Annotated in this window: 25 protein-coding genes; 11 read left to right on the top strand and 14 right to left on the bottom strand. The window is 56.4% G+C overall.

Going from position 1 to position 26,152, the window contains the following annotated elements; translation table 11 throughout:
• The first annotated feature begins 385 nt into the window (after positions 1 to 385).
• The gene (gene uraH, locus NF676_RS08925) at positions 386 to 739 is read left to right on the top strand and encodes a hydroxyisourate hydrolase (RefSeq protein WP_041479332.1); all 354 of its coding nucleotides are present in this window, start codon (positions 386 to 388) and stop codon (positions 737 to 739) included.
• Between the two features lie 125 nt (positions 740 to 864).
• On the opposite strand, the gene NF676_RS08930 is transcribed toward uraH, so the two are convergent.
• The 5 genes from NF676_RS08930 to NF676_RS08950 form a co-directional block, all read right to left on the bottom strand.
• Entirely contained in the window at positions 865 to 2,703 is a 1,839-nt protein-coding gene (locus NF676_RS08930) for a hypothetical protein (RefSeq protein ID WP_252887545.1), read from the bottom strand.
• A gap of 95 nt (positions 2,704 to 2,798) precedes the next feature.
• Positions 2,799 to 6,320 carry a calcium-binding protein gene (locus tag NF676_RS08935; protein ID WP_252887546.1) on the bottom strand — a complete coding sequence of 1,174 codons (3,522 nt, stop codon included), beginning with the start codon at positions 6,318 to 6,320 and terminating at the stop codon, positions 2,799 to 2,801.
• A gap of 193 nt (positions 6,321 to 6,513) precedes the next feature.
• On the bottom strand, positions 6,514 to 7,143 hold the full coding sequence (locus tag NF676_RS08940) for a LysE family translocator (protein ID WP_041479336.1): 630 nt from the start codon (positions 7,141 to 7,143) through the stop codon (positions 6,514 to 6,516).
• 85 nt (positions 7,144 to 7,228) lie between these two features.
• A complete protein-coding gene (locus NF676_RS08945; protein WP_252887547.1) occupies positions 7,229 to 8,578 on the bottom strand; it encodes an NCS2 family permease in 1,350 nt (449 codons plus the stop codon).
• A gap of 289 nt (positions 8,579 to 8,867) precedes the next feature.
• Entirely contained in the window at positions 8,868 to 9,314 is a 447-nt protein-coding gene (locus tag NF676_RS08950) for a MarR family winged helix-turn-helix transcriptional regulator (RefSeq protein WP_056786765.1), read from the bottom strand.
• 81 nt (positions 9,315 to 9,395) lie between these two features.
• Here NF676_RS08950 and NF676_RS08955 point away from each other — a divergent pair, with 81 nt between their 5' ends.
• Entirely contained in the window at positions 9,396 to 10,562 is a 1,167-nt protein-coding gene (locus tag NF676_RS08955; RefSeq protein WP_252887548.1) for an aminotransferase-like domain-containing protein, read from the top strand.
• A gap of 167 nt (positions 10,563 to 10,729) precedes the next feature.
• Here NF676_RS08955 and NF676_RS08960 read toward each other — a convergent pair whose 3' ends face one another.
• The 8 genes from NF676_RS08960 to NF676_RS08995 form a co-directional block, all read right to left on the bottom strand.
• A complete protein-coding gene (locus NF676_RS08960; RefSeq protein WP_041479340.1) occupies positions 10,730 to 11,101 on the bottom strand; it encodes a glutathione S-transferase N-terminal domain-containing protein in 372 nt (123 codons plus the stop codon).
• Between the two features lie 102 nt (positions 11,102 to 11,203).
• Entirely contained in the window at positions 11,204 to 11,749 is a 546-nt protein-coding gene (gene folE / locus NF676_RS08965) for a GTP cyclohydrolase I FolE (protein ID WP_205970537.1), read from the bottom strand.
• A gap of 22 nt (positions 11,750 to 11,771) precedes the next feature.
• Positions 11,772 to 12,980 carry a tyrosine-type recombinase/integrase gene (locus NF676_RS08970; RefSeq protein ID WP_252887549.1) on the bottom strand — a complete coding sequence of 403 codons (1,209 nt, stop codon included), beginning with the start codon at positions 12,978 to 12,980 and terminating at the stop codon, positions 11,772 to 11,774.
• Between the two features lie 301 nt (positions 12,981 to 13,281).
• Positions 13,282 to 13,890, bottom strand: a complete 609-nt coding sequence (locus NF676_RS08975; protein WP_252887550.1) for a hypothetical protein — start codon at positions 13,888 to 13,890, stop codon at positions 13,282 to 13,284.
• Positions 13,887 to 14,306 carry a hypothetical protein gene (locus NF676_RS08980; RefSeq protein ID WP_252887551.1) on the bottom strand — a complete coding sequence of 140 codons (420 nt, stop codon included), beginning with the start codon at positions 14,304 to 14,306 and terminating at the stop codon, positions 13,887 to 13,889. The genes NF676_RS08975 and NF676_RS08980 overlap by 4 nt, the downstream gene beginning before the upstream one ends.
• A 56-nt stretch (positions 14,307 to 14,362) precedes the next feature.
• The gene (locus NF676_RS08985) at positions 14,363 to 14,680 is read right to left on the bottom strand and encodes a pyocin activator PrtN family protein (RefSeq protein ID WP_252887552.1); all 318 of its coding nucleotides are present in this window, start codon (positions 14,678 to 14,680) and stop codon (positions 14,363 to 14,365) included.
• Between the two features lie 158 nt (positions 14,681 to 14,838).
• Positions 14,839 to 15,123, bottom strand: coding sequence for a phage antirepressor KilAC domain-containing protein (locus NF676_RS08990; RefSeq protein WP_252887553.1), 285 nt, complete (start codon positions 15,121 to 15,123; stop codon positions 14,839 to 14,841).
• A gap of 10 nt (positions 15,124 to 15,133) precedes the next feature.
• The gene (locus NF676_RS08995) at positions 15,134 to 15,724 is read right to left on the bottom strand and encodes a hypothetical protein (RefSeq protein WP_252887554.1); all 591 of its coding nucleotides are present in this window, start codon (positions 15,722 to 15,724) and stop codon (positions 15,134 to 15,136) included.
• 323 nt (positions 15,725 to 16,047) lie between these two features.
• Between NF676_RS08995 and NF676_RS09000 the strand changes: the two genes are divergently transcribed.
• Complete coding sequence (locus NF676_RS09000; protein WP_252887555.1) at positions 16,048 to 17,784, top strand: P-loop NTPase fold protein; 1,737 nt, start codon at positions 16,048 to 16,050, stop codon at positions 17,782 to 17,784.
• Positions 17,785 to 17,798: 14 nt separating this feature from the next.
• Here the strand turns inward: NF676_RS09000 and NF676_RS09005 are convergent, their stop codons facing one another.
• A complete protein-coding gene (locus tag NF676_RS09005) occupies positions 17,799 to 18,530 on the bottom strand; it encodes a LexA family protein (protein WP_252887556.1) in 732 nt (243 codons plus the stop codon).
• 79 nt (positions 18,531 to 18,609) lie between these two features.
• Between NF676_RS09005 and NF676_RS09010 the strand changes: the two genes are divergently transcribed.
• The 8 genes from NF676_RS09010 to NF676_RS09045 all read left to right on the top strand — a co-directional run bounded on the left by NF676_RS09010 (position 18,610) and on the right by NF676_RS09045 (position 26,152).
• The gene (locus NF676_RS09010; RefSeq protein WP_252887557.1) at positions 18,610 to 18,870 is read left to right on the top strand and encodes a hypothetical protein; all 261 of its coding nucleotides are present in this window, start codon (positions 18,610 to 18,612) and stop codon (positions 18,868 to 18,870) included.
• Between the two features lie 331 nt (positions 18,871 to 19,201).
• Complete coding sequence (locus NF676_RS09015; protein ID WP_252887558.1) at positions 19,202 to 19,720, top strand: phage regulatory CII family protein; 519 nt, start codon at positions 19,202 to 19,204, stop codon at positions 19,718 to 19,720.
• Entirely contained in the window at positions 19,713 to 19,943 is a 231-nt protein-coding gene (locus tag NF676_RS09020) for a TraR/DksA family transcriptional regulator (RefSeq protein WP_186633594.1), read from the top strand. Before NF676_RS09015 ends, NF676_RS09020 begins: the two co-directional genes overlap by 8 nt.
• On the top strand, positions 19,933 to 22,149 hold the full coding sequence (locus NF676_RS09025; RefSeq protein ID WP_252887559.1) for a VapE domain-containing protein: 2,217 nt from the start codon (positions 19,933 to 19,935) through the stop codon (positions 22,147 to 22,149). Before NF676_RS09020 ends, NF676_RS09025 begins: the two co-directional genes overlap by 11 nt.
• Positions 22,142 to 22,501: a PA0613 family protein gene (locus NF676_RS09030; protein WP_252887560.1), complete on the top strand. Its 360-nt coding sequence runs from the start codon at positions 22,142 to 22,144 to the stop codon at positions 22,499 to 22,501. Before NF676_RS09025 ends, NF676_RS09030 begins: the two co-directional genes overlap by 8 nt.
• A 528-nt stretch (positions 22,502 to 23,029) precedes the next feature.
• A complete protein-coding gene (locus NF676_RS09035; protein WP_252887561.1) occupies positions 23,030 to 23,374 on the top strand; it encodes a phage holin family protein in 345 nt (114 codons plus the stop codon).
• 146 nt (positions 23,375 to 23,520) lie between these two features.
• A complete protein-coding gene (locus NF676_RS09040) occupies positions 23,521 to 24,123 on the top strand; it encodes a terminase small subunit (protein WP_252887562.1) in 603 nt (200 codons plus the stop codon).
• Positions 24,124 to 24,127: 4 nt separating this feature from the next.
• A complete protein-coding gene (locus NF676_RS09045; RefSeq protein ID WP_252887563.1) occupies positions 24,128 to 26,152 on the top strand; it encodes a phage terminase large subunit family protein in 2,025 nt (674 codons plus the stop codon).

Genomic DNA, 26,152 nt, shown 5'->3' on the forward strand with positions numbered 1-26,152 from the left:
TGGCGGCCTGGCAGGCTGGCGTCACAGCGATGGGCTGATTGTATACAACTTTATTCGCAATTTGTAAGCCTGAATTTTCGCATTTTTCACCGACTGTCATCTTTTGCTGCTATTGGCGTAAGCCTGCAAGAAACCTGCCTGACCAGTCAGCTAATGGATAGGAGGTTCAATGAATAGGCGTGTTGCTGGCAGAACACGAGGAAACCCCCGAATGGCGGGGGTGATGTGAAAAATGTCGTTTTTATTGTGTACAATTTTTTTGAAAAGTGTCTTAATCAATCGCTCGCCGCAGCGTTTCGTGCTCCGAATCGGTGCGGTCTCCTTTTCAACTGACTTCGGGAGGCGCGAGGTCTGACCGCTTGTTGCGGCCGGGCGCGCAGAATCAATGGGACGTTTGACAACACACGTTTTGGACGCTGCACACGGTTGCCCGGGCAGTTCGATCAAGGTCGAGCTGTACCGCGTTGAAGGTTCGCACCTGGAATTGGTCGCCAGTGCGACAACCAACAGCGATGGCCGGGTCGATGCGCCGTTGCTGCAAGGCGATGATTACCGCACCGGGGTTTATCAGGTGCAGTTCCATGCCGGCGATTACTACCGCGCCCGGGGCGTGCAACTGCCCGAGCCGGCCTTCCTGGACGTGGTGGTGCTGCGTTTCGGCATCTCCGCCGAGCAGGAGCACTATCACGTGCCCCTGCTGATTTCGCCTTACAGCTATTCCACGTATCGGGGCAGCTGACCCCCAAGCAGCTGCCCACCGGGAAGCGACTGCGCATATAGCTTCTTTGGTCTTTCGCCCGCTCACACTGCGGGCTTTTTTTATGCCTGTTTACAGCTCATCTGCCGGTGCAGGCGGGTAGCGGCTCAGCGCTCGCGGATAATGAATACCGAATCTGGCGTGGACGCGACCTTCAATACGCCCCCGATCAGCCATACCACTTTGTTCTGCGCGGCTGCATCGGTCAGTGCCTTGAAGGCGTCCTGACCGATTCTGGCGGGCAAGCCCGGTTCCGCCAGTTCGTTGCCAGGCACATGAGTCAGGCCGGCCTGACTGATCGCTCCCAGTTTCAAAAAGAAGATCTGATCGTGACCGGCTCGTTTGAAGACCAGCGTCGGCATTCTGTGCTCATAAGTCAGTGGAAACAGCTCGTAACCACAGCCGACCAGCAACGCGCCGAGCAATCGCCGCAGATTCAGATCCGAGGGATAGGTCTTGTAATGATTCCAGGCAGAGGGGAAATGCTGCGGATCGAAGCTCAGGCGTTGCAATTCGCTGTCGGTCTGGGAAGGCATCGGAATAAGCCGTTTGCTTCCCAGGTCGATGTCCGGCGCAACGGCCAGCATGTTCAGCGGGTCGGCAAAATCGGGAGCTGTGGAAAACGGCAGTTGTTTCCACTGATGCAGAACGGCCTGGACATTGATCAATCCGGTGCCGGTAATCGTCTCGGAGTGATCAGCGAGTTCGAACAACCTGCGGGCGACGGCCCTTGCTGTTGCTTCAGAGAAATCGGGGAACGCGCGAGCGACGGACGTTGATATCGGCTCTTCAAAAAAGCGTTTGCCCGGATGGACCTCACCCGGATCACTGCCGATGCGAAAAGTCGCTACCGGCTGTCGCTCGGGCATGTTTATCAGCATGCTTTCGAAAGTATTGAAATCTGTCGGGACAAACTCGGGATGACATACGAAATACACTTTGGGTGTCGTGTTCGAGCCGACAGGGACGATTGGATAATGCAGCCAGCCAAGCTGTACCGATTCGATGTGCACAGGTTTGTTCAGGTGCCCCCACGGAAGCCAGAAATACGGGGTCAGCTCCTCAGGCGGAGTCGTGGCTTTCGACGCGGTTAGCGTTTCTGTGGCCTCGGCAAGTCGTGGACGCTTGCTCGGGCCGGGTACTGCGTTGTCGGACTGGCTGGCTTCGGGCTTGGTACCTGATGGCTTCGTCCCGGGTGTTTTTCGCCGCCAGAACACGGTGCCGGGGATTTGCTCGAAGAAAACGTCGGGTGCATTGGTCGTTGAGGCAAACGCTTGTTGATATTCACCGTCCTGGTTTTTGCGCACCATGACGGTGCCGTCTACCGTGGTTACGAAGGTCTGCCTGAGTCTGTTGTAACGAAGGCCTTCTGTCGCCATTTCCGGCTTGGTCAACGTCATGGCGTCGGCCGGCGAGATGTATGAGGGCAAGTGTGGCGTGGAGGACGCAGGCCGGTTGGAGGGCCTCGCGGGCCGCTGGATTTGCCAGATCGCCTGACCCTCGGTTCGCGTCAGAGGCAGGCCGGGCACGCCGGGCGCGAAGGTCAGTGGCACATGGTAGTTGCCTTGCCCGTCCTGCTCGACGACAAACTGGCCTTCATTGGCGATTTGAGCGTAGGTGCGCTGATCCGGTCCAGTGAACAAGCCATCGTTTTGCGTCACCGGCACTAATTCGTGGAAACGCTCTTGCGGCCAGGCGATTGCGTTCCGAGTGGCGCTGAAATCATGCGCTGCATCTGGCAAGGCATGAAGGCTGACCGTGGGCACTGCGTTGGCTGCGGCAGAGGTGGCTGGCGCTTGGCTGATCGCCGGCGAATCGATGCCCAGGAGCAGGGCGTCAGGCATGTCCAGGCCCACATTTTTGACGAGGGGCGGTGATCCGGGATGTGTGGCATCGGGCGAATCGGGCGATTTTATGGTCGGGATTTTTTTGGGTGATTTGGCCATGGGAAATACTCGGAAAAGGAGCGCGCAGACGCGTGCGGGTGCCGCGTAGACAGTACGCTGATAAAAAAGGGTGTTTGTTGACGGGTTACCGCGAATTACGCGGGAGGCACTTTCATCAGCGAAACAGGGCGGAAAATGTTGGTCTGGTGACTGCAGCGATTCACTACTCTTAACGCAGACTTTTCGATGCGGGATTTGTCGGCACGCAATACCCAGCCATGGGCGGCCAGGTTGTAGCCCACGCGTGCGGTTTCGTCGTTGACGCAGATAACGTTCCAGACTTTGACTTCGTCGTTGGCCAATGCGGCAAGATATGGCGGGAGCGCTTTTGAGGCGTCTGGCTCTTCGAAAAAACGTGCATCAAGCCCATCCAGATAAATGCGATCAAAGACCAGATCGACCGTGTGCACAACTCCACCGGTGGTAATAACGCGGATTTGATCTATCAGATCTTCGCTTCCATAGACCGGCAGATAAAAAGTGGTGGTGCCGATGGAGAGCCGGTTTTCTTCCAGCCTTATTTCGACCTTGCCGAGCTGCGTTGCATCAAGTTCCCAAGTGGATGAATAGGGCAGGCGAACTTTGGCATCGGCAAGTGCGCCGGGAGTCGAGAGTTTGATGGTCATGTCCGGGAGTACGTGGATGAGATAACTCGAACCCTCTCCTTCGTAGTTGTCCATGTCGGTTTGCACGGCCAGTCGAATCGGCGTTGCGCAAACTCTTGTACGGCCCATCGGTTCAGCTGCTTTTTCAGCCAGATTGTGAAAGTAACGCTGAGAGCGGACCTCGAGCGGCAGTTTCATCTGGGTCACCCAATCCCGCGATACCGTGAAATCCGTAAAGGCAGGTGCGATTTCGGTTTGCGCTGTAAGCTCGGCATCTGCAACGACACCGTCCTTGAAAATCAATACGTAACGGCTGAACGGACGAACAGCCATGGTGCGCAGGATCTTCGTAATATTGTCGTGATCGTCTTCGTTACGCGCAGCGGAGTAATAATTGAGCTTGATGCTTTTCGCGCCGAAGTGATAGACGAGATGGCAACCAACAGTCAGGTGATATGGCTTGGGTTTGTCCGAGAAAAAATGCGCCTCCGCTTTTGTCAGCTCATCGCTGCGGAAATCCAGATATATCCGGGTAATGACATCAGAACGTAAAACTGCGTAAAAAGTGGTTGTCTTGCCGGTTCTCGGGACGTAATAGGCAGCGGGTTTACGGTGGCGGATCCAGCATTCCGCTGCATAAATAATGATCGGGTTTACTGGTTTGCCACGTTTGAGGAAGATTTCCGATATTTCTACGGTGCTGCCGTCCGGGATTGTGTCTGGCAGATCAAGTCTGAAATGGAAATCATCGCTGGTTACGAAAACCAGGTTTTTGTTGCTCAACTTTCTAGTGTGTTCGGTGTTCGTATAAGCGTCATGAATGGTCAACACGTTTTTGAGGTGGTCAGACGTTTCGAAACCTGAGCGGATGACCAGGTCGTTACCCTCGATATCAAAGGATTCAATCAACTCCTTGCGCCAGTTCATGACGATGTAGCTGGTCTGTTCACCATCATCGACAATGGAAAAACGGCCAGCCACATGCGCAATGTAATATTGATCGGTGCCGGCGCCTCCCGACGCTTTTGCTTTTTCGTGGGAGAGAAATATCTGGTCGTCCCCAGCGCCAGCTTCAATGCTGTCGCAGCCCCGGGATTTGATGATGTTGTTTTGCGCGGAGCCCGTTACCACGCTTGCCGCGCGATGGACTGTCTCAACGTTTTCGATGCTGTCCAGCAAACTGTGCAGGATAAATATCCGGTTATTGTCGGCATCGACATCGCTCGTGATGATCTGCAATGTTCCAGCCAGCAGATCTACGTCATAGCCAGTTCTGTTGGTATTACGGGAGGAGTAGCTGCCGCCGAGTACCAGTGTGTCATTTCCTGCGCCGCCGCTCAGCGTCGAATGATCTGCGACATGGCGACCCCTTTCAAGGAAGTCCGCTGCGTTCTCAAACAGGAACTGGTCATTTTCTTCGCCGCCCGAAAGTTGTTTTTTTCCTGACTTGTAATGGAAGGTGTTGGGTTTTTTTTCTACCCCTTTGATCGAGTCGTTGCCCTCGCTGATGAACCAGAGAACGTTCTTGCCCTCTGCGGCGACCCCCAACTCCGCGCCGGGTGTATCTTTTGTAACCCCTGCGCGTGCATCAATGATGTCATCGGTGCCTACCACTTCAGGGACATTGACCGATTCCCACGCATCCTGTTTGGTCCACCAGTTTCGTTTCCAGACCCGCGTTGGTTTCAGACGCACATCGAACTTGCCGTTGACGATGGCTTCGGTGGTCTCTTTCAAGGGGCCATCGAGCAGCGTTCTGGCGGACTTTTTCAGTTGCAGAGAGTGCTGCAACAGCGTCTTTGCCTTGATATAGCGGTTTTGAACGCTTTGATCGACCTCCATCATGCAGAACGAAAACCAACCGCTACGCCACCGTTCATCGACAGTCAATTCAATGTAGTCATCTATATCGTCAACGATACGCACCGCACCGTAGACCTGTGAGCCAATGGCGAGGATCGCGCCGGCTGCAAGTCCGACAGGGCCGGCAAACGAGAACCCGGCCATCGCGGCGGACCCGAGGATGACAGTCATGGCTGCACTGGTAATGCTCAGGCCAGCGCTGACGTAATGATCCATCGCTTCTTTGCCGGTGGCATTCTGAGCGGCGTTCATCGACCTCACGGCGGTAAAGATGTCGAAGGGCAGCGTCAGCATGCCGCCGACCAACCCTCCCGATCGACCCAATCTGAGTGCAAAGCGGGTTTTGGCGAAGTCCCGATAAGCACTTTGCCCGGCTGTGAGCATCTGCGTGGCTATCTTGCTCACCGCGACATCGGCCGCGATGGAGCCCAGCTCCGATACAATGCCTGCGCTGTTTATCGCTATTTCAGCAGTGTTTTCGGCTTTGATCGCATCGACAACGCCGCGAATTCCCATAAAGATGCCGAAGCCCTGGATGCCCACGCTGGAGCCCAGCGTCGCGTAACTTTTGGTCAATGCGGCCCAGCGGGGATGATGTTTGGGGACGTGCACGTGTTGCAGATCAAGCGACTGTGCGGCACTCAGAAGTTTGACAAGTTTGTCGCGGTAATTGCCGGATACAGTATCTGCAGCACTCTCCCTCAAGAGCCGGGGAGCGGTGAGCGGGCGCTGGCTGGCCATTTCAAACAGGAGCGTGGGCAACAAGTAGCTATCGCTGCCCGTTGAAGTTTTCAGGTAGTGTTCAACTTTATTGGCGTCGAACTGCAGGCTATTGATAAAAGAGCGTTTGGGGCGGCGAAAGAAACTGTTCTCGCCATTCAACGGATGACCATCAATGGTCGCGCCTAATCCGTCGAGTGCAGTACGGGTAATCGAAATGTCGCCAATTTCGAAAGGGCCGAAAACTTCGTCCACCATTTGCAACTGACTCGATTTTTCGTTAGTTCGGCTCTGATCGATGGTTGAGGGCTTGTATTCGTTGGCTTCATAGCCCAGATCCATGATTATTACGGTATCGGAAACAGGTTGCAGGTCCGCATGTATTGAAGGGTCGGTTTGTGCTGTTGCTTCGCTTATCAGTGTGGCCATTAGAACTTCCTTGTTCCGGCAATTGTCGTTAAGGCGAAGAATATTACGTTGGCTTTTCCAGAGCTGTATATCGGGGGGTTGTTGCTATCTATTGCATATCAAAGATTGAATGTTGTTCGAGTTGAATTGATTCAAAACAACACATCATCCCGCCCGAGGTCCGTTCCGGCAGGATGATCAATAGTGGCGCTTTTCAGTGGCTGCCAAGCAACGACGCGGCGCCAGCACCACCAAATAGTCCGGCACTGACCCGATTGAACCAACTCTGGCCCTTGCCGCTGCGCAGATAACGTGCGGCGCCATGGGCGCCCAGGCCATAGGCCAGCTTGCAGCACAGATCGAGCACTACCCAGGTCGCGATCATGATCAGCAATTGCGGCAGAAAAGGTTGCTCAGCGCGGAGGAACTGCGGCAGAAACGCGGCGAAAAACAGGATGTCCTTCGGATTGCTCGCACCCAGTACAAAGGCGCGTCCGAACAATGTGCGAAAGCGCGGCACCGGTGCAGCCTCAGGTACTTCGGCGCCCGTCGATGGCTGCCGCGACTGCTGCCAGCTCTGCCAGGCGAGGTAGAACAGGTACAGCGCACCGACTATTTTCAGTGCGCTGAACAACTGCTCCGAAGCCATTAGCAATGCGCCGAGGCCAAGTGCCGACGCGCTGAGCAGGCAGATCGAGGCGATCACGCCACCCAGGAATGCGGGGTACGACCGGCGCAAACCGTAATTCAGACTGTTGCTGATCATCAGCAATGACAGCGGTCCCGGGATCAGGATCACCACCAGCGCAGCGCCACTGAACAGCAGCCAGGTTTCCAGACTCATCGTATTGCTCCTTTGTTGTTATCGGGATGTGCAAAAGCCCCACCGGTGAGGGTGAGGCTGGTTTGAAGCCTGAACCGCGCAGCGTTTACAGGAAGATGAACTTGGCGATGAAGATCGCGCAGAGCACCCACAGGCTGACGGAAATTTCCTTGTACTTGCCGGTGCCGGCCTTCAACGCGACGTAAGTGATGAAGCCCAGGGCGATGCCGTCGGCGACCGAAAAGGTCAGCGGCATCATGATCGCCGTGACGATCGCCGGAATGGCGTCGGTCGCTTCGTCCCATTCGATGTGGGCCATACCGCCCATCATCAGCATCGCCACGTAGATCAGTGCACCTGCCGTGGCATAAGCGGGAATCATGCCAGCCAGCGGTGCGAAAAACATGGCCGCTATAAATAGCACACCCACGGTGACGGCGGTAAGACCAGTCCGACCACCAGCGGCTACGCCAGCGGCACTTTCCACGTAACTTGTCACGGGTGGAACCCCCACCACGGCGCCAAATACGCTGGATGCGCTGTCAGCCTTCATGGCTCGGGAAAGATTCTCGATGCGACCGTCAGCGGCGACAAGGTTGGCGCGCTGGGCCACGCCCATCAGCGTACCGGCGGTGTCGAACATGTGCACGAAGAGGAACGCGAGCACCACGCTGATCATGCTGACGTTGAACACGCCGGCGACGTTCATTGCCATCCAGGTCGGTGCCAGGCTCGGCGGCGCGGACATGATGCCCTCGTAGTGCACCAGACCCAGGCCCCAGCCGGCGAGGGTGACGGTGATGATGCTGATCAGGATCGCACCGAACACGCGGTGGTAACTGAGGATCGCGATCATCAGGAAGCAGATCGCAGCGAGCAGCGGGCCAGGTTCACGCAGCGAACCCAGCTTGATCAGCGTCGCCGGGCTGTCGACGACGATACCGGCCGTATTCAGACCGATCAGGCCCAGAAACAGACCGACACCGGCGCCCATCGCGAACCGCAGGCTGACCGGGATACTGTTGAGCAGCCACTCGCGGATCCGCGAAAAGGTCAGGAACATGAACAGCACGCCCGAGACGAACACCGCGCCGAGGGCGGTTTCCCAGTTGTAGCCCATGGTGCCGACCACGGTGTAGGTGAAGAAAGCATTGAGGCCCATGCCCGGCGCCAGGCCGACCGGCCAATTGGCATAGAGCCCCATCAACAGGCAACCGAGCGCAGCGGCGATGCAGGTGGCGACGAAGGCCGCACCGTGATCGATGCCTGCGTCGGCCATGATGTTCGGGTTGACGAAAATGATGTAAGCCATGGTGATGAAGGTTGTCAGACCGGCAATCAGCTCGGTCTTCACCGTGGTGCCATGCAAGCTGAGTTTGAACAGACGCTCCAGCAGGCCATTGCGTAATGGCGGCGTGAGCTCGAGCGGCGGTGCTTCGGATTTGCGGCTTTCCACAGCGAGTACTCCTCAAGAGTTTTATTGTTATTTCCAGGGCCGGACCCATGAGGGGTGGCAGCGGCCCTTTGAGGCATACGCGAATTTGTTGACCGTATAGTCAGGAACTCGCACGCAGTGGATTATGCTTTTGTGTACAAATAAAGCAAATATTGTTTTTTGTTTTGTCGGCGATTTTTTTGCCGATAGGGATATATGGCTATCAGGATGGCTACGCGAGCAGGCTCGCTCACACAGGAGAATGCGTTCCAATGTGGGAGCGAGCCTGCTCGCGAAGAGGGCGGTCCTGTCAATCGAGTTGCAGCTGATTCCCCCCAAGCGCCAGATTCACCGCCAACCACCCATTCACCGCCGCTTCCCCAGCCTCGGCAAATACCCGCTCGAGCAATTTCACCTGCTCACGGCGCAGCGCTTGCTCGAACTTCGCGCCTTCCGCCGTCAGCTCAAGCAGGCGCTTACGCTTGTCCGTCTGCGAAGCGACGCTGTCGACCAGGTGCATTTCCTGCAACTGGCGCAGGGGCATGTTCAACGCTTGTTTGCTCACGCCCAGCAGGGCCAGCAACTCTTTTACGCTGAGGTTCGGATAGCGCGCGATGAAAAACACGATGCGCTGATGCACCCGCGAGAGGCCGCGACGCTCGAGCATTTCATCAGCCTTGGCAGTGAACGCCTGATAGCCGAAGAAAAACGCTTCCATGGCCTGTTGCTGAGTGGAGGGGTTCTTAAGGTCAAGCATGTTGACGTACTCGCTCAAGCTGTCGTAATTTCAGTCAACAAGTTTGACTCATTTCCTGCATGCCTTGCTACGGTGACCTCCATGGCTTTTTCCGAACGTGTCTCGCGCCTTAAAAGTTCTTTGATCCGAGAAATCCTCGCCGCCGCCCAGCGTCCGGAGGTCATGTCGTTCGCCGGCGGCTTGCCCGCTGAGGCGATGTTGCCGAAGGTGGAGTGGGACGAGATGCCGCTGTCGCTGGGGCAGTACGGCATGAGCGAAGGCGAGCCGGCCTTGCGCGAGGCGCTGGCGGCACAGGCGAGGGCGCTGGGCCTTGCGTGCGAGGCGAGTCAGGTGCTGGTGGTCAGTGGTTCCCAGCAAACTCTGGATCTGGCGGCAAAACTGTATATCGACAAGGGCACGGAAATTCTGTTGGAGGCGCCGACTTATCTGGCCGCGCTGCAAATCTTCCAGCTGTTCGGCGCCGATTGCCTGACTGTGGCGCAGGAAGCCGACGGTCCAAATCTGGCGCAATTGCGTAATCGTTTAGAGCAGCATCGCCCTGCGTTTATCTACCTGATCCCGACTTTCCAGAATCCTTCCGCCGTGCGCTACAGCGAGGCCAAGCGCGCAGCGGTCGCGGCATTGCTCGATGAATTCGGCGTCACTCTCATCGAAGACGAGCCATACCGCGAACTGACTTTCGATGGTGGCAGCGCAAAACCGATTGCGGCGCGCCTGAAAAAAGCCAGCTGGATCTACACCGGCACCGTCTCGAAAACCCTGCTTCCGGGTTTACGTGTCGGTTACCTGATTGCCAGTGCGGATCTGTTCCCGCACCTGCTCAAGCTCAAGCAATCGGCGGATCTACACACCAATCGCATCGGTCAGTGGCAGGCGCTGCAATGGATCGGCTCGGAAAAGTATCAACAGCATTTAAGTGAGTTGCGGGATTTCTATCGGCTGCGGCGAGATGCGTTTCAATTGGGGCTGGAAAGCCATTTTGCCGATCTGGCTGACTGGGACATGCCGCAAGGCGGACTGTTCTTCTGGCTGACGCTGAAGCAACCGCTGGATACGCGCACCTTGCTCAATGAGGCGTTGGCCAATGATGTGGCATTCATGCCCGGTGAGCCGTACTTTCCCGAGCCGGACAAGCATCATGGGCATTTGCGCCTGAATTTCAGCCACATCGATCCGGCGCGGCTGGATGAGGGGTTGAAGCGGTTGGCGGCGGTGGTGCGGCGGGCGCAGATGGAGAGGGCGGCCTGATAAGCAATAAACCGGCTGGAGGGCCGGTTTATCATTGTCTGAGTTTTGTGATGATTTGACGGGCCTCATCGCTGGCAAGCCAGCTCCCACAATTCTTGTCTACAACCTGAGATCAATGTGGGAGCTGGCTTGCCAGCGATGGCGCCATCAGCCACAGCACATCAATGTCAGACTGCAGCAAACCGCTTATCCAAATAATCAATAATCACCTTGGATTCATACATCCAGGTTGTCTGCCCGTTCTCTTCAATTCGCAGGCAAGGCACTTTGATTCGGCCACCCTGTTCCAGCAGGGTCTGGCGATCCTGCTCGTTGTTCTTCGCGTCTTTCAGCGCCACCGGCACATTCAGGCGATGCAGAGCGCGGCGGGTTTTCACGCAGAACGGGCAGGCGTGAAATTGATACAGCGTCAGGTCCTTCGCGGCAGCGTCGACTTGCGCCTGAGCAGCAGCGGGGCGTTTTGTCTTGCCCGGGCGGGTGATGAAGTCGATGAAGATAACCAGTTGGCCGAGGCCGACACGAAGCGCTTTGACGAACACGTTGAAAGCCTCACGGTGCAAATGAAGAAGGCGCGCAGCTTACCCGATTTTTCACGGGCGAAAAAAAACCGGCGATCAACGCCGGCTCTTTTCTGTTGCGAATTACTTGATGAGGCTGAGGAATTCGCTACGGGTTGCCGCGTTTTCACGGAATTCACCGAGCATCACCGAAGTGATCATCGACGAATTCTGCTTTTCGACGCCGCGCATCATCATGCACATGTGCTTGGCTTCGATCACCACGGCCACGCCCAGCGCGCCGGTGACTTGCTGCACCGCATCGGCGATCTGGCGGCTGAGGTTTTCCTGAATCTGCAGGCGGCGCGCGTACATATCGACGATCCGCGCAACCTTCGACAGGCCCAGCACTTTGCCGCTCGGGATATAGGCGACATGCGCCTTGCCGATGAACGGCAGCAAGTGGTGTTCGCACAACGAATACAGCTCGATGTCCTTGACCAGCACCATTTCGCTGTTGTCGGAGCTGAACAGGGCACCATTGGTGACCTCTTCGAGCGTCTGTGCATAACCGCGGCAGAGGTACTGCATGGCTTTGGCGGCACGCTTTGGCGTGTCGAGCAGGCCCTCGCGGGACACGTCCTCGCCCAGTTGGCCGAGAATCGCGGTGTAGTTCTGTTCCAGTGTCACAGGGGCTGATTCCATAAGGGTTTCAGAGGGGTACTGTTTCTGCCTGTACCAATTTTGTACCAATCAAGCTGTTTTCAAGCTTCCCGAGCTCACCCCAGTCGGTGCTGGAGTTAATCCATCGGGCGTATGTCGATAGCAACATCTGAACGCTATGACCGAGCTGAGTGGCAATAAACGCAGGGTTCATACCCGCCATGAGGCACATGGTAGCGTATGTGTGTCGGCAGTTGTATTGCCGGCGGGCGCGAATGGCCAATTCAGTCAGCGCAGCCTGGAAGTGTTTGTCGGTCACGCTCGATTGTTGTATGAACTCGAAGTTCTTGGTGGGCGGGAACACATAGGTCGATTCGGTGCGTTTGCGCCGGCTTGGCAAAGCACGTTGCTTCGCCAACAGTTCGGCCTGCTCGATGGCGTGCAGTGCTCGGCTGTTGAGCATGACCTGGCGTCCGTTGCGGGTTTTGGTTCGCTCCTCGATCTTGTAATCCGCGACTATCCGACACACGTTCACCAGTCGCTTTTCCTTGTCGACTTCTTCCCAGCGCAGCGCCGCGATTTCGCTGGGGCGCATGCCGGTGTAGAAGGCGAACTCGAAGTAGGCTGCGTAGATCCGCATCGAATGGGTCAGCGTTTTATATAGGTGATCAATGATCTGGTTGGCCTCGCCAACCGTGAATGGATCGATGGGCTTTTTGGCCTTTACCGGCAGTTCGATGGACTCCACCGGGTTACGGTTGATCAGGCCATCTTTTACTGCGGAACCGAACACCGTGGTCAGGCGCTGAATCGCCGCGCGCTTTACACCCGGCGTCGGCCATTCTGTATTGGCTACTACCTTGCGCAGCATCACCGACGTGATGCTGTCCATGGGTAGCATCGCCAGATAGGGCATCCAGTACAGATTGAGCGAGCCAAGGTAGTTCTTGCGTGTCCCGGCCACGATCTCGCGACTGTTGAGCCACTCTTGGGCGTACTCCCCGAAACGGGGAGTCGCCGAGTAGTTGGCATAGGTGGAGTTTGGGAACAGTTCGGCGTAGCGCTGATCATCCAGCACGCCGTGCTTGATCAGGCTGGTTACGTTAGCGCGTAGGTCGGCGGCAGCCTTAATCCCCTTCGGCGTTTGGGGATAGGGGAGGGTTTCGCAACGGCGTTGCCCGTTCCAGGTGAAGCGAATGCGGACGGACTGTCCAGCAAATTCAACTCCGGTGGGCAATCCCATTGGCTCTCGAGCCATGCTTCATATCTCCTTAGGCTGTAGTAAATGCGGCTATCGATGGTGTTCCAGACACCTTTGGGGATGACGCCTCTTGCGCGTTTTCCTTGTAACGCCCGGCGACTAGTCCCGACGAGTTCGGCCATCTTGTCTTCTGGAATTTTGTCCAGGTGATAGGTGGGGAGCGATGCCTCAGTAGCATCTACAAAATGGGAGTGGTTTTTACCGAGCTGCACGGACAGTTGTTTCTGAGCAGTCAGCGTTGGATCGGCGCCACTCCCGTGGCCGCAGCACATGTGGAAGTGTTGGAATGTCCGCTCGATCACGGGTGGACTCCTTTGGTTTGCTGACCAACGAGTACAGCGTGCTTCCACGCTCTACGCTTCCACGCCGCGAATCCAGCCCGGTATGCGTAATGCTCACGGGCGAACGAGTCGGATGTCTTCGCACCAGGTGCGGTGATGTACGTGCCTCGCTGGGCGCAGTACTGCAGGCCTTCGGGGACTGGGAACTCTTTCTCGAACTCAGCGCGCGCGTCGATCTGCGTCTCTTCGACGGCTGCTTGTGATGGGCTTTCAAAGTTGCTGTCGGGGTGCGTATACCCCACAGCAGGCTGCGCGGGCGGGCGATGTTGAGCGTTTAGCGTGGCATTGGGAGTTTCTGCCTCGCGCAGCTTTTCGTGGGGTATAAGGGCTTCGGTGGTGCTGCTGGAAGGATAAATAATGCCTGCTGCTGCGCAGCAGAGACTGTTTGTTTCCAGTGTGTCGACGCTTGCTTCTGTGCAGAGCAAAGCGGTCGCAGGTCGGGTGCTGTGCTGGGCCTTTTGCATGCCGCTTTCCTCTGAGGTTCGATAACGCGTTGGTGCTTCCGGCGTCGATGAGGCGTGAGCCGGGTTGTGGTGGCTGTTCGGTTGGGTGTCGATCGTGGTCATGCTGCGTCCCCCTGTTTCGCTGGTTCCAAAAGGGCGGCGAGGGCGAGGGCCTGGTCATGCATTGCGCGGGTTTCGCGTTCGAGTTTTTTGCCTGTGCGGAAGGCGGCGAAGGTCTCGGCGGCGATGCGGAGCTTCTCGGCGATATCGAGTAGGGTCTGGCGTTCGAGTTCGCCGAATGCCGATGCTTGCTGGAGACGTTTGCTGAATTGCGTCAAACGCGTGTGGTCAGCCTTGATGAAATCGAGGGACGCTCTCAATTCGCGGATGGTCTTGGCACTTTCGGCGCGTTGGATTTCGTCGCCTTCTTTAATGCCGACGGACTTGCCGTCGCTGTGGCCCATTTTGTAGCCGGCCCAGACGAGGAGGGCGGCGAAGGCGATCAGGAAGATGAGTGCGCAGATCTGAATTGCGGTCATGTGGTGTGCTCCTGGTGATCATCGGCCGGTGGTGGCAGCCGCTCTGTTTGTGGTTGTTACTCGTTGGTGTCGTCCTGACGTCGCTGCATGTCTTCGTCGGCCTTGTAGGCGCGGATGTCTATCAGTGAGGCGACGTGTCGGATGTGTGCGTACTTCGGTGCCTTTCGGCTGGTGTCCAGCGTTGTGATGGGGAGCTGGATGCGGCCGCTGCTGATCTCGGCCACGAACGATTGCTCGTTGAGATTTCGGAAGTACTGCTCGCGCACTTTGTCAAGCGGGATTAGGACGTCGCCGAAGATGCGGTAAAGCAATTCGACGGTGGCTGACTCCGGTGCCGGGTGCAGGCGCAGCGGGTTTTGTGCTGTGTTACTCATGGCTTTGTTGGGCCTCCTTGCGTTGTTTTCTGGATGGGTGGTTCCAGGCATTCAGGCAGTGCCGTTGGGTGAGCTCGCGCAGATGTTCGGGCACTTCGAGGAGCGCGGCGTTGCGCTCCTCTAGTGTCCGCATGGCAATGATCTGGCGGGCGTATTCCCTAGGCCACGTCACGGTTGTCTGCCGGGATTGCAGGCAGATCGATACCCAACTGTTCCGCTAGCCAGCGGATGCCAGGTTGTTTCACCTTGGTCGACTGGCTGTACTGCATGCCGAGCTGATCGTGGTACCACTGGCCGTCCTTGATTCGCAGGAAGTCGCGATCACGGTTGGGATAGGCCGGTAGGTTCCGCTCGTTAAGCAGACCTTTTTCACGCATGCGTGCGATGAGCTTCGGCCGAGTCAGACCGAGGTGGGTTGCGGCTTGGGCGAGGGTGCGTTCCATGGTGTGCCCCTCATGCCGCGTGCGCAGCTGGTGTTGCCACTGCTGCAAGGTGGTTGATGGACTCGCTGACTTTGCCGAAGATCTCGACTTCGCTGCCGTACACGGTGAAGCAACGGGTGTGCGGGCTTTTGTTACCGATGCTCAGGATGGTGGTGACACCTGATCGAGATTGAGTGCGGTGCAGCGCGACAATTAGCGGGTAGTCGAAACCCATGTCGAGGTTAAGCACGCCGCCGGTGCGCACCAGCTCGAAAACCCGCTGCTTATCCGATACCTCAAAGCGGCCATATTCGCGGCTGGCGTGTGGTTGATGCAGCAGGTCGCTGGTATTACTCGCATCGAACGGGCCGTTGGCGATCTCTTCGATGAAGTCTGCCAGCTTGAGATGCATCTTCTTATCGTTCGACAGGGTCAGCGTGTGGCGTTCGCTGCCCAGCTCCACGACGAAGGTGCTTTCTGAGATGCCACGTTCAACCTTGAGGCGAAACGCAAGGCACTCACGCTTGGGCGCTGTCCGAAGTACGTGGTTGAAGGTTTCGGTCAGGTTGACCTGGGCATTGAGCAGCTGGAGGGTGCGGTTGTCGATTTTGTATTTGATCATACTGCATGCCCTCCGCCATTCGGATTGACTGGGGCAGGAGTGGTGCGCACTGTCAGCTTCGGTTTGCTGATGGCGAACGCGCATCCGTACTCGCGGGCTAGGCGCCGGATCTCAAAGATTTGCAAGGGGTTGGCAGCGGCGGGGTGGACGTGCAGGGTTGCTGTGGTGTGCATGGTTTTGCCTCGCTCTGTGGTGGAAGAGGAGGTAAATATCAATCGATGGTTGTCAATTGTCAACTGTTGGTTGATTTTGTACGATGATGACACATAGACTTTGTAGTGGCGTTTCAGTATCTTTCTTAAACCTAACGTTGAGAGATAAGTATGGAACACTTGAATCAGTCGCTAGATCATTTTTTTTTAAATGATTCAAACGTCGTTGTCATAAAGGGAGAATGGGGGGTAGGTAAGACGCATTTTTGGGACTCATATTTCAAAGATAGAAAAGAGGCTAAGCTGTTCACCCAAATTGCATATAGCTATGTATCCCTTTTTGGCAAGAATTCTATTGAACAAATACAAAGTGAAATTTTTTCTTGCGCCGTAAAGTTAGCTTCTGATGAAGAAATTGATGAATATGCTGATGCGGTTGCGCTCCAGAATAATAGTGTATCCTCTTATCTAATGGATTTGGCTGGTTCCCAGTCCTCAAAAGTCAAGGAAGCTGTTAAGAAAGGCGCTGGTTGGGCTCGGAAGAATCTGGGAATGGCGAAGGATTTACCTTATCTTAATAAGATATCTAGTTTGATTGATAAGTTCGGAAATGCATTTATATCGAAATATATTGTCTGTTTTGATGATATTGAAAGAAAGGGGAAGGGTCTAAAGATAAAAGACCTTATGGGGCTAGTTGATGAATTGGCCAAAAGAAAAAATTGCAAAGTGGTGCTCATCTTTAATGAAAAGTCTTTCGATGAGGCTGACGACTTAAAGCAGTTTGAGTCTTATCGTGAGAAAGTAGTAGACGTTGAACTTCTTTACAGGCCGACGTGGCAGAATAATTTAGATCATGTTTTTAGTGAAAGAGATTTTGGTTGGGAGGCGGCTAGAGAGGTTGTAAGAGCTTTTGATATTGTCAACGTAAGAGTCATAAAAAAAATAAAACAGTTATATGCGCATCACTCAGATTTTTTTAATGCTGCGAGCTCTACAGTAGTTCACGAATTTAATGTTCATGCTGCAGTATTAGCGTGGGCTTATTTTTCAGTAGGAACTCATCCGTCTTGCCACGAAATCAAGGCGCGTATGGCAGGTGGGTCATGGGCCTCATTACTACAGTCGAAATCTGAGGGCGATACTCAAGAATTCAGGGATTTTGTTGCGACGGCTAGCGATTTAAGGCTAGTTGATTCAATATTCATAGGGCCAATAATAAAATACCTGGAGCAGGGTTATCCTGATAAATCAAAGCTTCTTGAATGTATAAAAAAGCTCGAAGCAGATCATCACGTGCGTCGCTTATCTTCTGAATGGAATAGTACTTGGGATTTATACAAGAACTCATTCGGGGATGATTTGAATGTAATCACTGGAGCTCTGAAAACTTTTCTGGAACAAGGTTCTCCAAAAAATCGATTTGGAGATTTTCTTACGGCCTTAGATTTTTTAGAGGATGTTGGTCAGGATGTTGATGATGTTGTAGAGAGATTCATAGCTGAACATGCAGAGGATATAAAGTCAGGGTGGTACGGTAGTTCTTTTGATATTCGAAATGAAAGGTTGAAAGAGGCGTTCCAGACTGTAGCTATTGAAGTGCGGGTTAAGGATATTGACGAAGTTACTTACCGTATGGCATCTAAAAGATTTTGGGATGATGAGGATTATTCATTTCTGAAGAAACGCACGGTTGAAGACTTTTATAGTTGGATGAAGACTAATCCTGAGGATCTGTACAGGAAGATACAAAATGGTCTCTTTCTTTTTAAAAATTACAACGGTACAGGTGCCCAGAAGCAAGAGTATGACGATTTTCTTGGGACTGTGTATGAAGCCTTAAGGAAAGTTGCCGGTGAGAGCGCTCTGAACGCCAAAAGGGTTAAGGATCTTTATGGTGTAGAATAACCTCGGTGTGCGGGTCATTCAGGCATGAATGCCCCGACAACTTTTCCGCAGATATGTGTTTCTTCGGAGATTTCAATAATCGGATACTGAGGATTGATTGGCCGTAAAAACTGGCGGCCGGCGTCTTCAACCAAGACCTTAAAAGTCGCCTCATTTGTTCTTGGTAGGCGAGCAATAACACGATCCCCAGTTTTAGTTTCCGCCTCTGGATCAACGAAAATAATGCATCCTGCAGGATAGCTGCGGCCAGGTCCGGGATTTGTCATTGAGTCGCCCAGTACTCTCAGCGCGTAACCGTGGCTACTGATTGCGACGGGGCAGGAAAGCCATGAGTCTGCATCGTAAGACTCAAAATTTAAGATAGCTTCACACCAGGCACCAGCTTGAACCCAAGAGATAAGAGGTACTTTTCCAAAGCGCTCAGTAATGTTAGTGACATTGCTCCCATCACCGGCACTGAAAATTCGAGGGGTATACTCTCCCGCTCGTTCTTTAGGCAATACCCCATATTCCAACCATTCCCTTCTCACGTTCAACCAAGAACAAAGCGCAGCCATGGTGTCGGCTTCAGCCATTGCTTCGCCATTAAGCCACTTGCTGATTGCCTGCGTTGTCCTAACGATCCCCAATGTTTTCAACTTTCGATGGATATCCACTCCGCGACCTCGGCTGCGTACGCCGGCATCGTCGAGTGCTTCGTGTAGTCGCTCGCTAAAAGCTGCGCGGAGAGAATTTTTATCAACCATGAGTTGAGAGTCTCACAAAGGTTGCGCAATAGTCAGTTGATCTATAACATCAACTGGAAGTTGATAAGTGGAGATTGTCATGCTGGACCCCGCAGATTTTCCGAGCGCTATTGCATTCGCGTTTGAAGCCGTAGGCGGCATCGGGGCCGCCGCGAAGGTATGCAATAGAAGCTATCAGGCGTTGAACAAATGGCGTCAGGCTGCATGCCTGCCGCGAACGGATTACACAGGTGAAACCAAATACGCCGAGCTGCTGGCGACAGCTGCAAAGCAGAAAGGAAACGCGTTCCAAGTAGCTTGGCTGCTGAACGCTTCGGCTCCTCAAAAAGCTGCAGCGTAGTAAGAAAAAAGGCGACCCAAAGGTCGCCCAGTTCCTCCCGGCACGCACCACCACAGCGCTGTCGGGCCGCGATAGAGATAGGCGGGCACACCACATGCAACCACCGCTCTTTATCGCGCTTTTCCAAGGCTCGGAAGCCTTGGTGTTGCTGCCTTTTCCACCACAGATTAGGCAGCTGTTGCGCTAGGGGTGAGTAACGGATTGCTCGCCCCGGCACGGTGCCGGTGTCGATCCCTAAGATCTAGCCGGCGTTTGGGCCCTTTCAAGCCACGCGGCAAATGTATCACCACTGCATGTCGCGCGGCACTGGCAACTTACAAGGATTAATGCCATGAGTCGTATCGCTCTGAGTTCTGTTGAGCGGGCGCAGCGGGAAGTTTTGCCGCTCGATCTCGCGCTTTACCATGCCGCTCGGGACTACCCCGGCGGCGCCGCCGCCATTGCCGTCACCACCGGCCGAAATGCGACCACGCTGCAGCACAAGCTGTCCCCAACCCACCCCAGCCACACTGTGAATATTCAAGAGTTCGGCGAGATTCTGGAGCTGACCAAGGATCGCCGCATTCTGGATGCCGTGCATGCCTTGGTCGGCGACACGACTTGGCAGGAGTTGGCTGAGGCGTACACCAATGACATGCCCGAGACGCTGACCACCGGGATTGCCGAGTACTTCCGGCAAGTGGCGGATCTGGCGGATACCTGGGCCAAGAGCATTGGCGACGGGGTTGTGTCCGATGAGGAACTGGCCGCGATTCGCCTGCAGGTGTTCCGTGGGATTCAGGGGCTGTTGGGTTTGTTCAACCGCGCTACCTACGTCAATCAAACGACGCGGGGTACTGATCGTGGTTGATATCGTGGACTTTGCTAATGACTTGGTGCAGGAGCGCATTGATCAGGCGCTGGCTGCTCGTCTCCTCGCCGCCAAGCCCGCTTTGGCGGCGCATTCGTTTCTGTTCTGTGAGTCCTGTGATGGCCCGATCCCGGAGGCCCGCCGTTTGGCGCAGCCCGGCTGTACGCAATGCGTGGACTGCCTTTCGCTCGCGGAATTGAAAGGGGCACGCCATGCTCGATGAGGTAATGGGGCAATTCGCAGATTACGGTCTAGAGCCTGCGCAGCCATTGGTGTTCGGCAAGCTGACCCGCTGCAAAACGACGCAAGACAAGGGCAAGGAAAAGAACGGTTGGTATGTCGTTCACGAGCAACGCACCGAGAAAGGCGAGACGCTGATCTTCGGTGCTTTCGGTGACTGGCGTTCTGGCGAGTCGCAGAAGATCAAGGTCAAGGCCGGGCGGATGTCGCCGGAGGAGCGGGAGGTCATGCGCACTCGACAGGAAGAGGCCAAACGCCGCGCGGCAGAGATCTCGGCCAACGCGGCACGTCGTGCGGCGAAGCGTGCAGCGGGTATGTTTAAACGCATGCCGGAGAAGGGCCGTAGCGACTATCTGGACCGAAAGCAGATTGTCGGCTTTGGCGTTCGTTATGCGCCGCGCACCGGCGCTTTCTTGGTGCCGATGAGCAATGTGCGCGACGAGATTGTCGGCCTGCAGGTGGTGTTTCCGAGCAACCAAGAAGACACCGGCCGGGACAAGTCCTATTGGCCTTACGGCATGTCGAAGGAGGGCGCCTTTCACTTGATCGGTCCGCATCCGGATCCCGGGGAGCCGGTGCTGGTATGTGAGGGATACGCCACCGGCGCAAGTCTGCATATGGCCACGTCACTGACCGTGGCCGTTGCGTTTGATGCGGGCAACTTGTTGGTGGTTTGCAAGGCCATGCGCGAGCGTTTCGCCGGTTGCCCGCTGATCATCTGCCGGGACGATGACTGGAAGACCACTAAGCCGAATGGCGATGCGTGGAATCCCGGTGAAGAGAAAGCCAACAACGCGGCGCTGATTGTCGGTGGCCAGGTGGTTGCGCCGATCTTTTCCGGTGAGCGGGAAGTCAAGTGGACCGACTTCAACGATCTGCATGTCGCGGAAGGTTTGGAGACGGTGCGCCGGCAGGTGTTGGCGGTGGTCAAGCCGCCGGCCGCTGGCGGCTGGAAGGACATGCTCGCCCGTAGCGAAAGCGGTGCGTTGATCGCGCATATGCAGAACGTCGAGTTGATCCTGGCTAACGATGAGCGTTGGGCTGGTGTGATCAGCTACAGCGCCTTCAGTTCGAAGATTGTGAAGCTCCGTGCGGCGCCCTATGGCGGCGGCACTGGCGATTGGGCGGACATTGACGATATGCGGGTGATGAAGTGGCTCGCGCAGCAGTACAACTTACGGGTAAAGGCTTCACATGTGATCGAGGCGGTAAGTGTGGTTGCGCATGACCATGCGTTTCATCCGGTGCGGCAGTACCTTCGCAAGCTGGACTGGGATCGCGTGCCGCGCCTCGACAATTGGCTTACGGAAGTGATGGGCGTGACGGCGACCGACTACTCGTCGAAGGTCGGCAAGCGCTGGATGTTGTCGGCCGTGGCGCGGGTGATGAAGCCCGGCTGCAAGGCTGACTCGGTGATGATTTTGGAAGGTGCGCAGGGAGCGGGTAAGTCGACGGCGATGAGCATTCTCGGCGGCGAGTGGTTCATGGACACGCCTTTTGCGCTGGGCGACAAGGACGGCTTTCAGGCGATCCGGGGCAAGTGGATCGTTGAACTGGGGGAGCTGGACAGTTTCAACAAGGCCGAGAGTACGAAGGCCAAGCAGTTCTTTTCGGCGTCCACCGACACTTACCGCGAGAGCTACGGCCGCAGAACGATGGACGTGCCACGCCAGTGTGTTTTCGTGGGTACGACCAACCAAGACGAGTACCTGAAGGATGCCACTGGCAACCGGCGCTACTGGCCCGTCGCGTGTACCAAAGTGGATCTGGAGTTGTTGCGCTCGATGCGCGATCAGCTGTGGGCCGAGGCGGTGTTCTGTTACGACGCAGGCGATCTCTGGTGGGTGACGCTGGATGAGGCGGCTATGTTCTGCGAGGAGCAGGACGAGCGCTTTGTGGTGGATGAGTGGGAAGGGCCGATTCTAAGCTGGCTGGAAGAGTCGCAGATCGGCGAGACCACCACCGGCAGTGATGTGCTGACCAGTGCGTTGAAGTTGGACTTCGGGCATTGGGGCAAGCCTGAGCAGATGCGGGTGGGTGCGATCATGCATCGGTTGGGTTGGCGGCGGGTGCGGTTGCCTGCGCTGGCGAAAAGCGGTCAGCGGCCTTGGGCTTACAAGAAACCGACAGGGTGGGGCGGTGCTTCGGCGTTGCAACGGGAAGCGTTCGAGGAGCCTTGCTTTGATTAAGGAGATCGATTCGCTGCTGAGGTTGTGGGCACAGGAGCTGCATTCGGAACATTCGAAAGGGGGGCTGGCTGGGGGGAATATGGTTGCCATGATGATGGAGAGTAATGGGCAACTGATCCGGGGGCGACGTGCGTTCCGTGCGCCTATGGAAAGCTCATTGGATATTGAGCTGATCGTGAACAAGCATCTAGCGCCGGAGCTGGTGACGGTGGTGCGGGAACATTACTGCACGCTCGATGTGGATATGCGTTTGCGGTATGCCCATTGCGGTTGTGGTCGGGACACGTACTACCAGCGTTTGCATGATGCGCATCTGCAGATCTTCGGCGTGATGATGGGGCTGGCTGCGTGACCCCAGGCATTCGTCCGGCTGTTGTTGTCCCACTGGCACGTCTTGTCTCGCTGCGTTTTGTTGCAGTGGGACAGGTGCGGGCCTTGTCGTTGTTGGGTTGTCCCACCGTCCCGCCTAGTCGTGCCTCCCGCCCGTGTGAGCGTAGTGGACAAGCAGTGCGCGCTTACGCGCGAACGCGTGTTCTTTAAATTTCTTCCTTTACACGAGAAAGTAGAAAGATAAGTAGGACAGTGGGGCGAGGCCCCGAATTTAGGCGCTCTCAGGCGTCCCACTTCGATTCCGAAAAGTGGGACGTATGGGACACCACAGCAACAACAGAATGCCGGGGTGGTGTATTCGCCGACATTCGCTAGGCGTTCACCCTGCGTTACCCACTTATTCACCGGGTGGCATTAAAACAGGGTTGCTGCCACCGGAATCGACCTGTAAAAAGTAGTCATCTTCGATAGGTGCGACCGCAGAGAGCGGCAGGCACCACACCACCAAACCCGGCCATTGCGCCGGGTTTTTGCGTTCATGGGGTAGGCGATGACAAGCGAGCAACAAGCACTGGCAGAAATGCCGATCTGGTTAGTGATCGTCCTGGCTCTGGTCGGTGGCGTATCGGGGGAGATGTGGCGAGCAGACAAGGATGGGGCGCGGGGCTGGGCGTTGTTGCGCAGACTCGCGCTTCGGTCGGGTGCCTGCATTGTTTGCGGGGTGACGGCGATGATGTTGATGATCGCGGCCGGCATGTCGCTGTGGACGGCGGGGGCGTTGGGCTGCCTCACCGCGATGGCGGGCGCGGATGTTGCCATCGGCTTGTACGAACGCTGGGCTGCGAAGCGGCTTGGCGTGTGCGACGTCCCGTCGAATGGCGGCGGGCCAGCCTGAAACCGCCGGGGACCCTGGGGTTATTCGGAGGGTACGGGGTCGGAAACCCGCGGGAAACTGTTAGCGGCAGGGTTGCCAGCTTACTGAAATTTCAATCATTGAAATCTTGAAAGGATTCATTGAAATACGTTGAAAAAGGAGGGCTCATGACAGAACCAACCTACCTGTCGAAGAGCGCCTTCGCGGCCCGGCTCGGCAGGTCGCCGAGTTACATCACCTGGCTGAAAGATAACAACCGTTTGGTACTTTCGCCCAACGGTAAACAGGTTGATGTACATGCCACCGAAGCGCTGATTCGCGACACCGCAGACCCAAGCAAGGTCGCCGTCGCTGAACGACACCAGCAGGACCGGATTCAGCGTGACGTTTACAGCCAACTGTCCACCCAGACCGAGCCGACTTCCACGGCTGCGCCGCCGCAGGTTCTCACTGGCGATGGCAAGCAGCCCGACTTCCAAAAGGCCCGCGCCCTGCGTGAGCACAACATGGCCAAGCTGGCCGAGATTGAGCTGGGCAAAGCGCAGGGCTCACTGGTTGCCAAGGAAGCGGTCGAAGTCGGCGCCTACAACGCCGGCCGCTTGCTGCGCGATCAGCTTTTCGGTCCGCTACCGCAGCTGTCCCACGACCTTGCAGCCATGACCGATCCCTGGCTGATCGAAAAACACCTGATCGCCACCTTCCGTCGAACGCTGGAGGAAGCCGAGCGCGTCTCTTCAGCAGACCTTGAACACGCCATGACAACGGACTGAACCCATGCACACGGAATTTCCTGACGGTGCAGAGGTGTATCGTGAGGCTTATTTCCGTGGACTGCGCCCAGACCCCGATCTCTGGATCGACGAATGGGCCGACGAGTACATGCGAATCCCGCGTGACACCGGTGCCCCTGAGCCCGGCCAATACCGCACCTCACGGACACCTTATGCCCGCGAGCCAATGCGCTGCCTGTCGCCGGCTCACCCTTGCAGACGCGTGATCACCATGGTGGCCTCGCAGTTGATGAAAACCCAGATCGCCCTGAACTGGATGGGTGGCCTGATCCACATGGCGCCGTCAAACATCCTGGCGCTGCTCCCCAGCCTTGGTCTGTCCAAGCGGGTATCCGGGCGGATCAGCAAGACCATCAAGGCCACGCCCGTTCTGCGCGAGCGGGTCGCGGCCACCCGCTCGCGGGACGCACGCAACACGATGGACACCAAGGAATTCGAGGGTGGCTCGCTGTACGTCACCACCGCCGGTTCTGCGGCCAACCTTTCGGAGCTATCGGCGCGCTATATCTACGGCGACGAAGTCGACCGCTGGGAGAATGACGTTGGCCAGGAGGGTGATCCCATCAAGCTGGCGGAGACGCGGGCGACCAACTTCGGTCGCAACGCCAAGATCTACTTCTCCAGCTCGCCGACGATCAAAGGCGCCTCGCGGATCGCCGACCTGTTTGAGTCCAGCGACCAGCGCTACTACTACGTGCCATGCCCTAGCTGCGGTCATATGCAGGTATTGGAATGGGAGCGGCTGCACTACAGCAAGGACCTCAGCACTGTGCATTACGAGTGCGCAGCACCTGAATGCGACGTTCTGATTGAGGAACACCACAAGAGCGACATGCTCGCCCGAGGCGAGTGGCGCGCTCACGCTGGTGGCGACGGCAAAACTGTTGGCTTTCATCTCAACGCGCTGTATTCGCCGACCGGCTGGATGGATTGGGCCGGCCTTGCCGAGGAGTTTGAAGACGCCAAGAAAGCTCAGGCTCAAGGCGACACCAGCCTGATGCAGGTGTTCTACAACACGCGTCTCGCGAAGGTCTGGGACAGTGCACTCGAACAGACCAAGGCCGAGGTGCTGATCGCTCGGGCGCGGCTGGAGAATTACACCCTCGGTACGATGCCGGCCGGTGTACTGATGCTGGCCGGCTCTGTCGACGTCCAGGCCAACCGCCTGGAAATGATGGTGATGGGCTTCGGTGTCGGCATGGAACGGTGGGTTGTTGACCATCAGATCATCTGGGGTGACCCAGCAGACGAACGCACCTGGGCGGTGCTGGACGAGAAACTCAAAGCTCGTTACCGGCATCCTTGTGGTGTGGGTCTGGCGATTCTCGCCGTGGGTGTCGACTCCGGTGGTCACCACACCGATGAGGTCTACCAGTTCTGTCGCGTTCGTCGCTGGCGCAACATCTTCGCCATCAAGGGCGCGAGCAAGCCGGGCCGACCGGTGATTGCACAGCGCCCGTCCATGGTCGACGTGACGTGGAAGGGCCAGACCGAACGTAACGGCGCCGAGCTGTGGTTCGTCGGTACCGACACCGCAAAAGACTGGATCTACAACCGCTATCCATTTCCGGAGGGTCCGGGATCGCTGCACTTTGCAAACGACCTGCCGGACGAATTCTTCGCCCAGTGCGTCGCCGAACGCAAAGTCGTCCGCTACGTGCGCGGACACAAGCGCATCGAATGGGTGAAAGGCAAGGCTGAGCGTAACGAAGCGCTCGACCTGATGGTGTACTGCCTTGCGATGGCGCATTACCTCGGTATCAACCGCTATCAGGAACACGATTGGGACAGGGTGCGACAAGCCCTGGCCCAGTCCGGATTGTTCGATGATGCCTTGAACATCAAGCCAGTTCAGGGCGAGCGACTTGATGCTGAGCAAACACCGGCGCCCGCTGCTGTACGCCAAGCCCAACCCGCACCCCCACCCGCTGCACCGGTTACACAATCACGACCGGCAGCCCCCCCTCAACGCCGCAGCTCTGCCAGCGGCTATCTGAAGAGACGCTGA

It is taken from the genome of Pseudomonas siliginis, assembly GCF_024072275.1.
Taxonomy (GTDB): Bacteria; Pseudomonadota; Gammaproteobacteria; order Pseudomonadales; family Pseudomonadaceae; genus Aquipseudomonas; species Aquipseudomonas siliginis.

Coding starts and splice junctions, on each gene's coding strand:
- NF676_RS09025 (WP_252887559.1), top strand. CDS start 19,933: ATGCTCGATGAGGTAATGGGGCAATTCGCAGATTACGGTCTAGAGCCT.
- NF676_RS08950 (WP_056786765.1), bottom strand. CDS start 9,314: ATGCTTGACCTTAAGAACCCCTCCACTCAGCAACAGGCCATGGAAGCG.
- NF676_RS08995 (WP_252887554.1), bottom strand. CDS start 15,724: ATGATCAAATACAAAATCGACAACCGCACCCTCCAGCTGCTCAATGCC.
- NF676_RS08990 (WP_252887553.1), bottom strand. CDS start 15,123: ATGGAACGCACCCTCGCCCAAGCCGCAACCCACCTCGGTCTGACTCGG.
- NF676_RS08935 (WP_252887546.1), bottom strand. CDS start 6,320: ATGGCCACACTGATAAGCGAAGCAACAGCACAAACCGACCCTTCAATA.
- NF676_RS08980 (WP_252887551.1), bottom strand. CDS start 14,306: ATGACCGCAATTCAGATCTGCGCACTCATCTTCCTGATCGCCTTCGCC.
- NF676_RS09045 (WP_252887563.1), top strand. CDS start 24,128: ATGCACACGGAATTTCCTGACGGTGCAGAGGTGTATCGTGAGGCTTAT.
- NF676_RS08930 (WP_252887545.1), bottom strand. CDS start 2,703: ATGGCCAAATCACCCAAAAAAATCCCGACCATAAAATCGCCCGATTCG.
- NF676_RS09000 (WP_252887555.1), top strand. CDS start 16,048: ATGGAACACTTGAATCAGTCGCTAGATCATTTTTTTTTAAATGATTCA.
- NF676_RS08985 (WP_252887552.1), bottom strand. CDS start 14,680: ATGAGTAACACAGCACAAAACCCGCTGCGCCTGCACCCGGCACCGGAG.
- NF676_RS09005 (WP_252887556.1), bottom strand. CDS start 18,530: ATGGTTGATAAAAATTCTCTCCGCGCAGCTTTTAGCGAGCGACTACAC.
- NF676_RS09010 (WP_252887557.1), top strand. CDS start 18,610: ATGCTGGACCCCGCAGATTTTCCGAGCGCTATTGCATTCGCGTTTGAA.
- NF676_RS09015 (WP_252887558.1), top strand. CDS start 19,202: ATGAGTCGTATCGCTCTGAGTTCTGTTGAGCGGGCGCAGCGGGAAGTT.
- NF676_RS08975 (WP_252887550.1), bottom strand. CDS start 13,890: ATGACCACGATCGACACCCAACCGAACAGCCACCACAACCCGGCTCAC.
- NF676_RS08955 (WP_252887548.1), top strand. CDS start 9,396: ATGGCTTTTTCCGAACGTGTCTCGCGCCTTAAAAGTTCTTTGATCCGA.
- NF676_RS09035 (WP_252887561.1), top strand. CDS start 23,030: ATGACAAGCGAGCAACAAGCACTGGCAGAAATGCCGATCTGGTTAGTG.
- NF676_RS08970 (WP_252887549.1), bottom strand. CDS start 12,980: ATGGCTCGAGAGCCAATGGGATTGCCCACCGGAGTTGAATTTGCTGGA.
- NF676_RS09040 (WP_252887562.1), top strand. CDS start 23,521: ATGACAGAACCAACCTACCTGTCGAAGAGCGCCTTCGCGGCCCGGCTC.
- NF676_RS08940 (WP_041479336.1), bottom strand. CDS start 7,143: ATGAGTCTGGAAACCTGGCTGCTGTTCAGTGGCGCTGCGCTGGTGGTG.
- uraH (WP_041479332.1), top strand. CDS start 386: ATGGGACGTTTGACAACACACGTTTTGGACGCTGCACACGGTTGCCCG.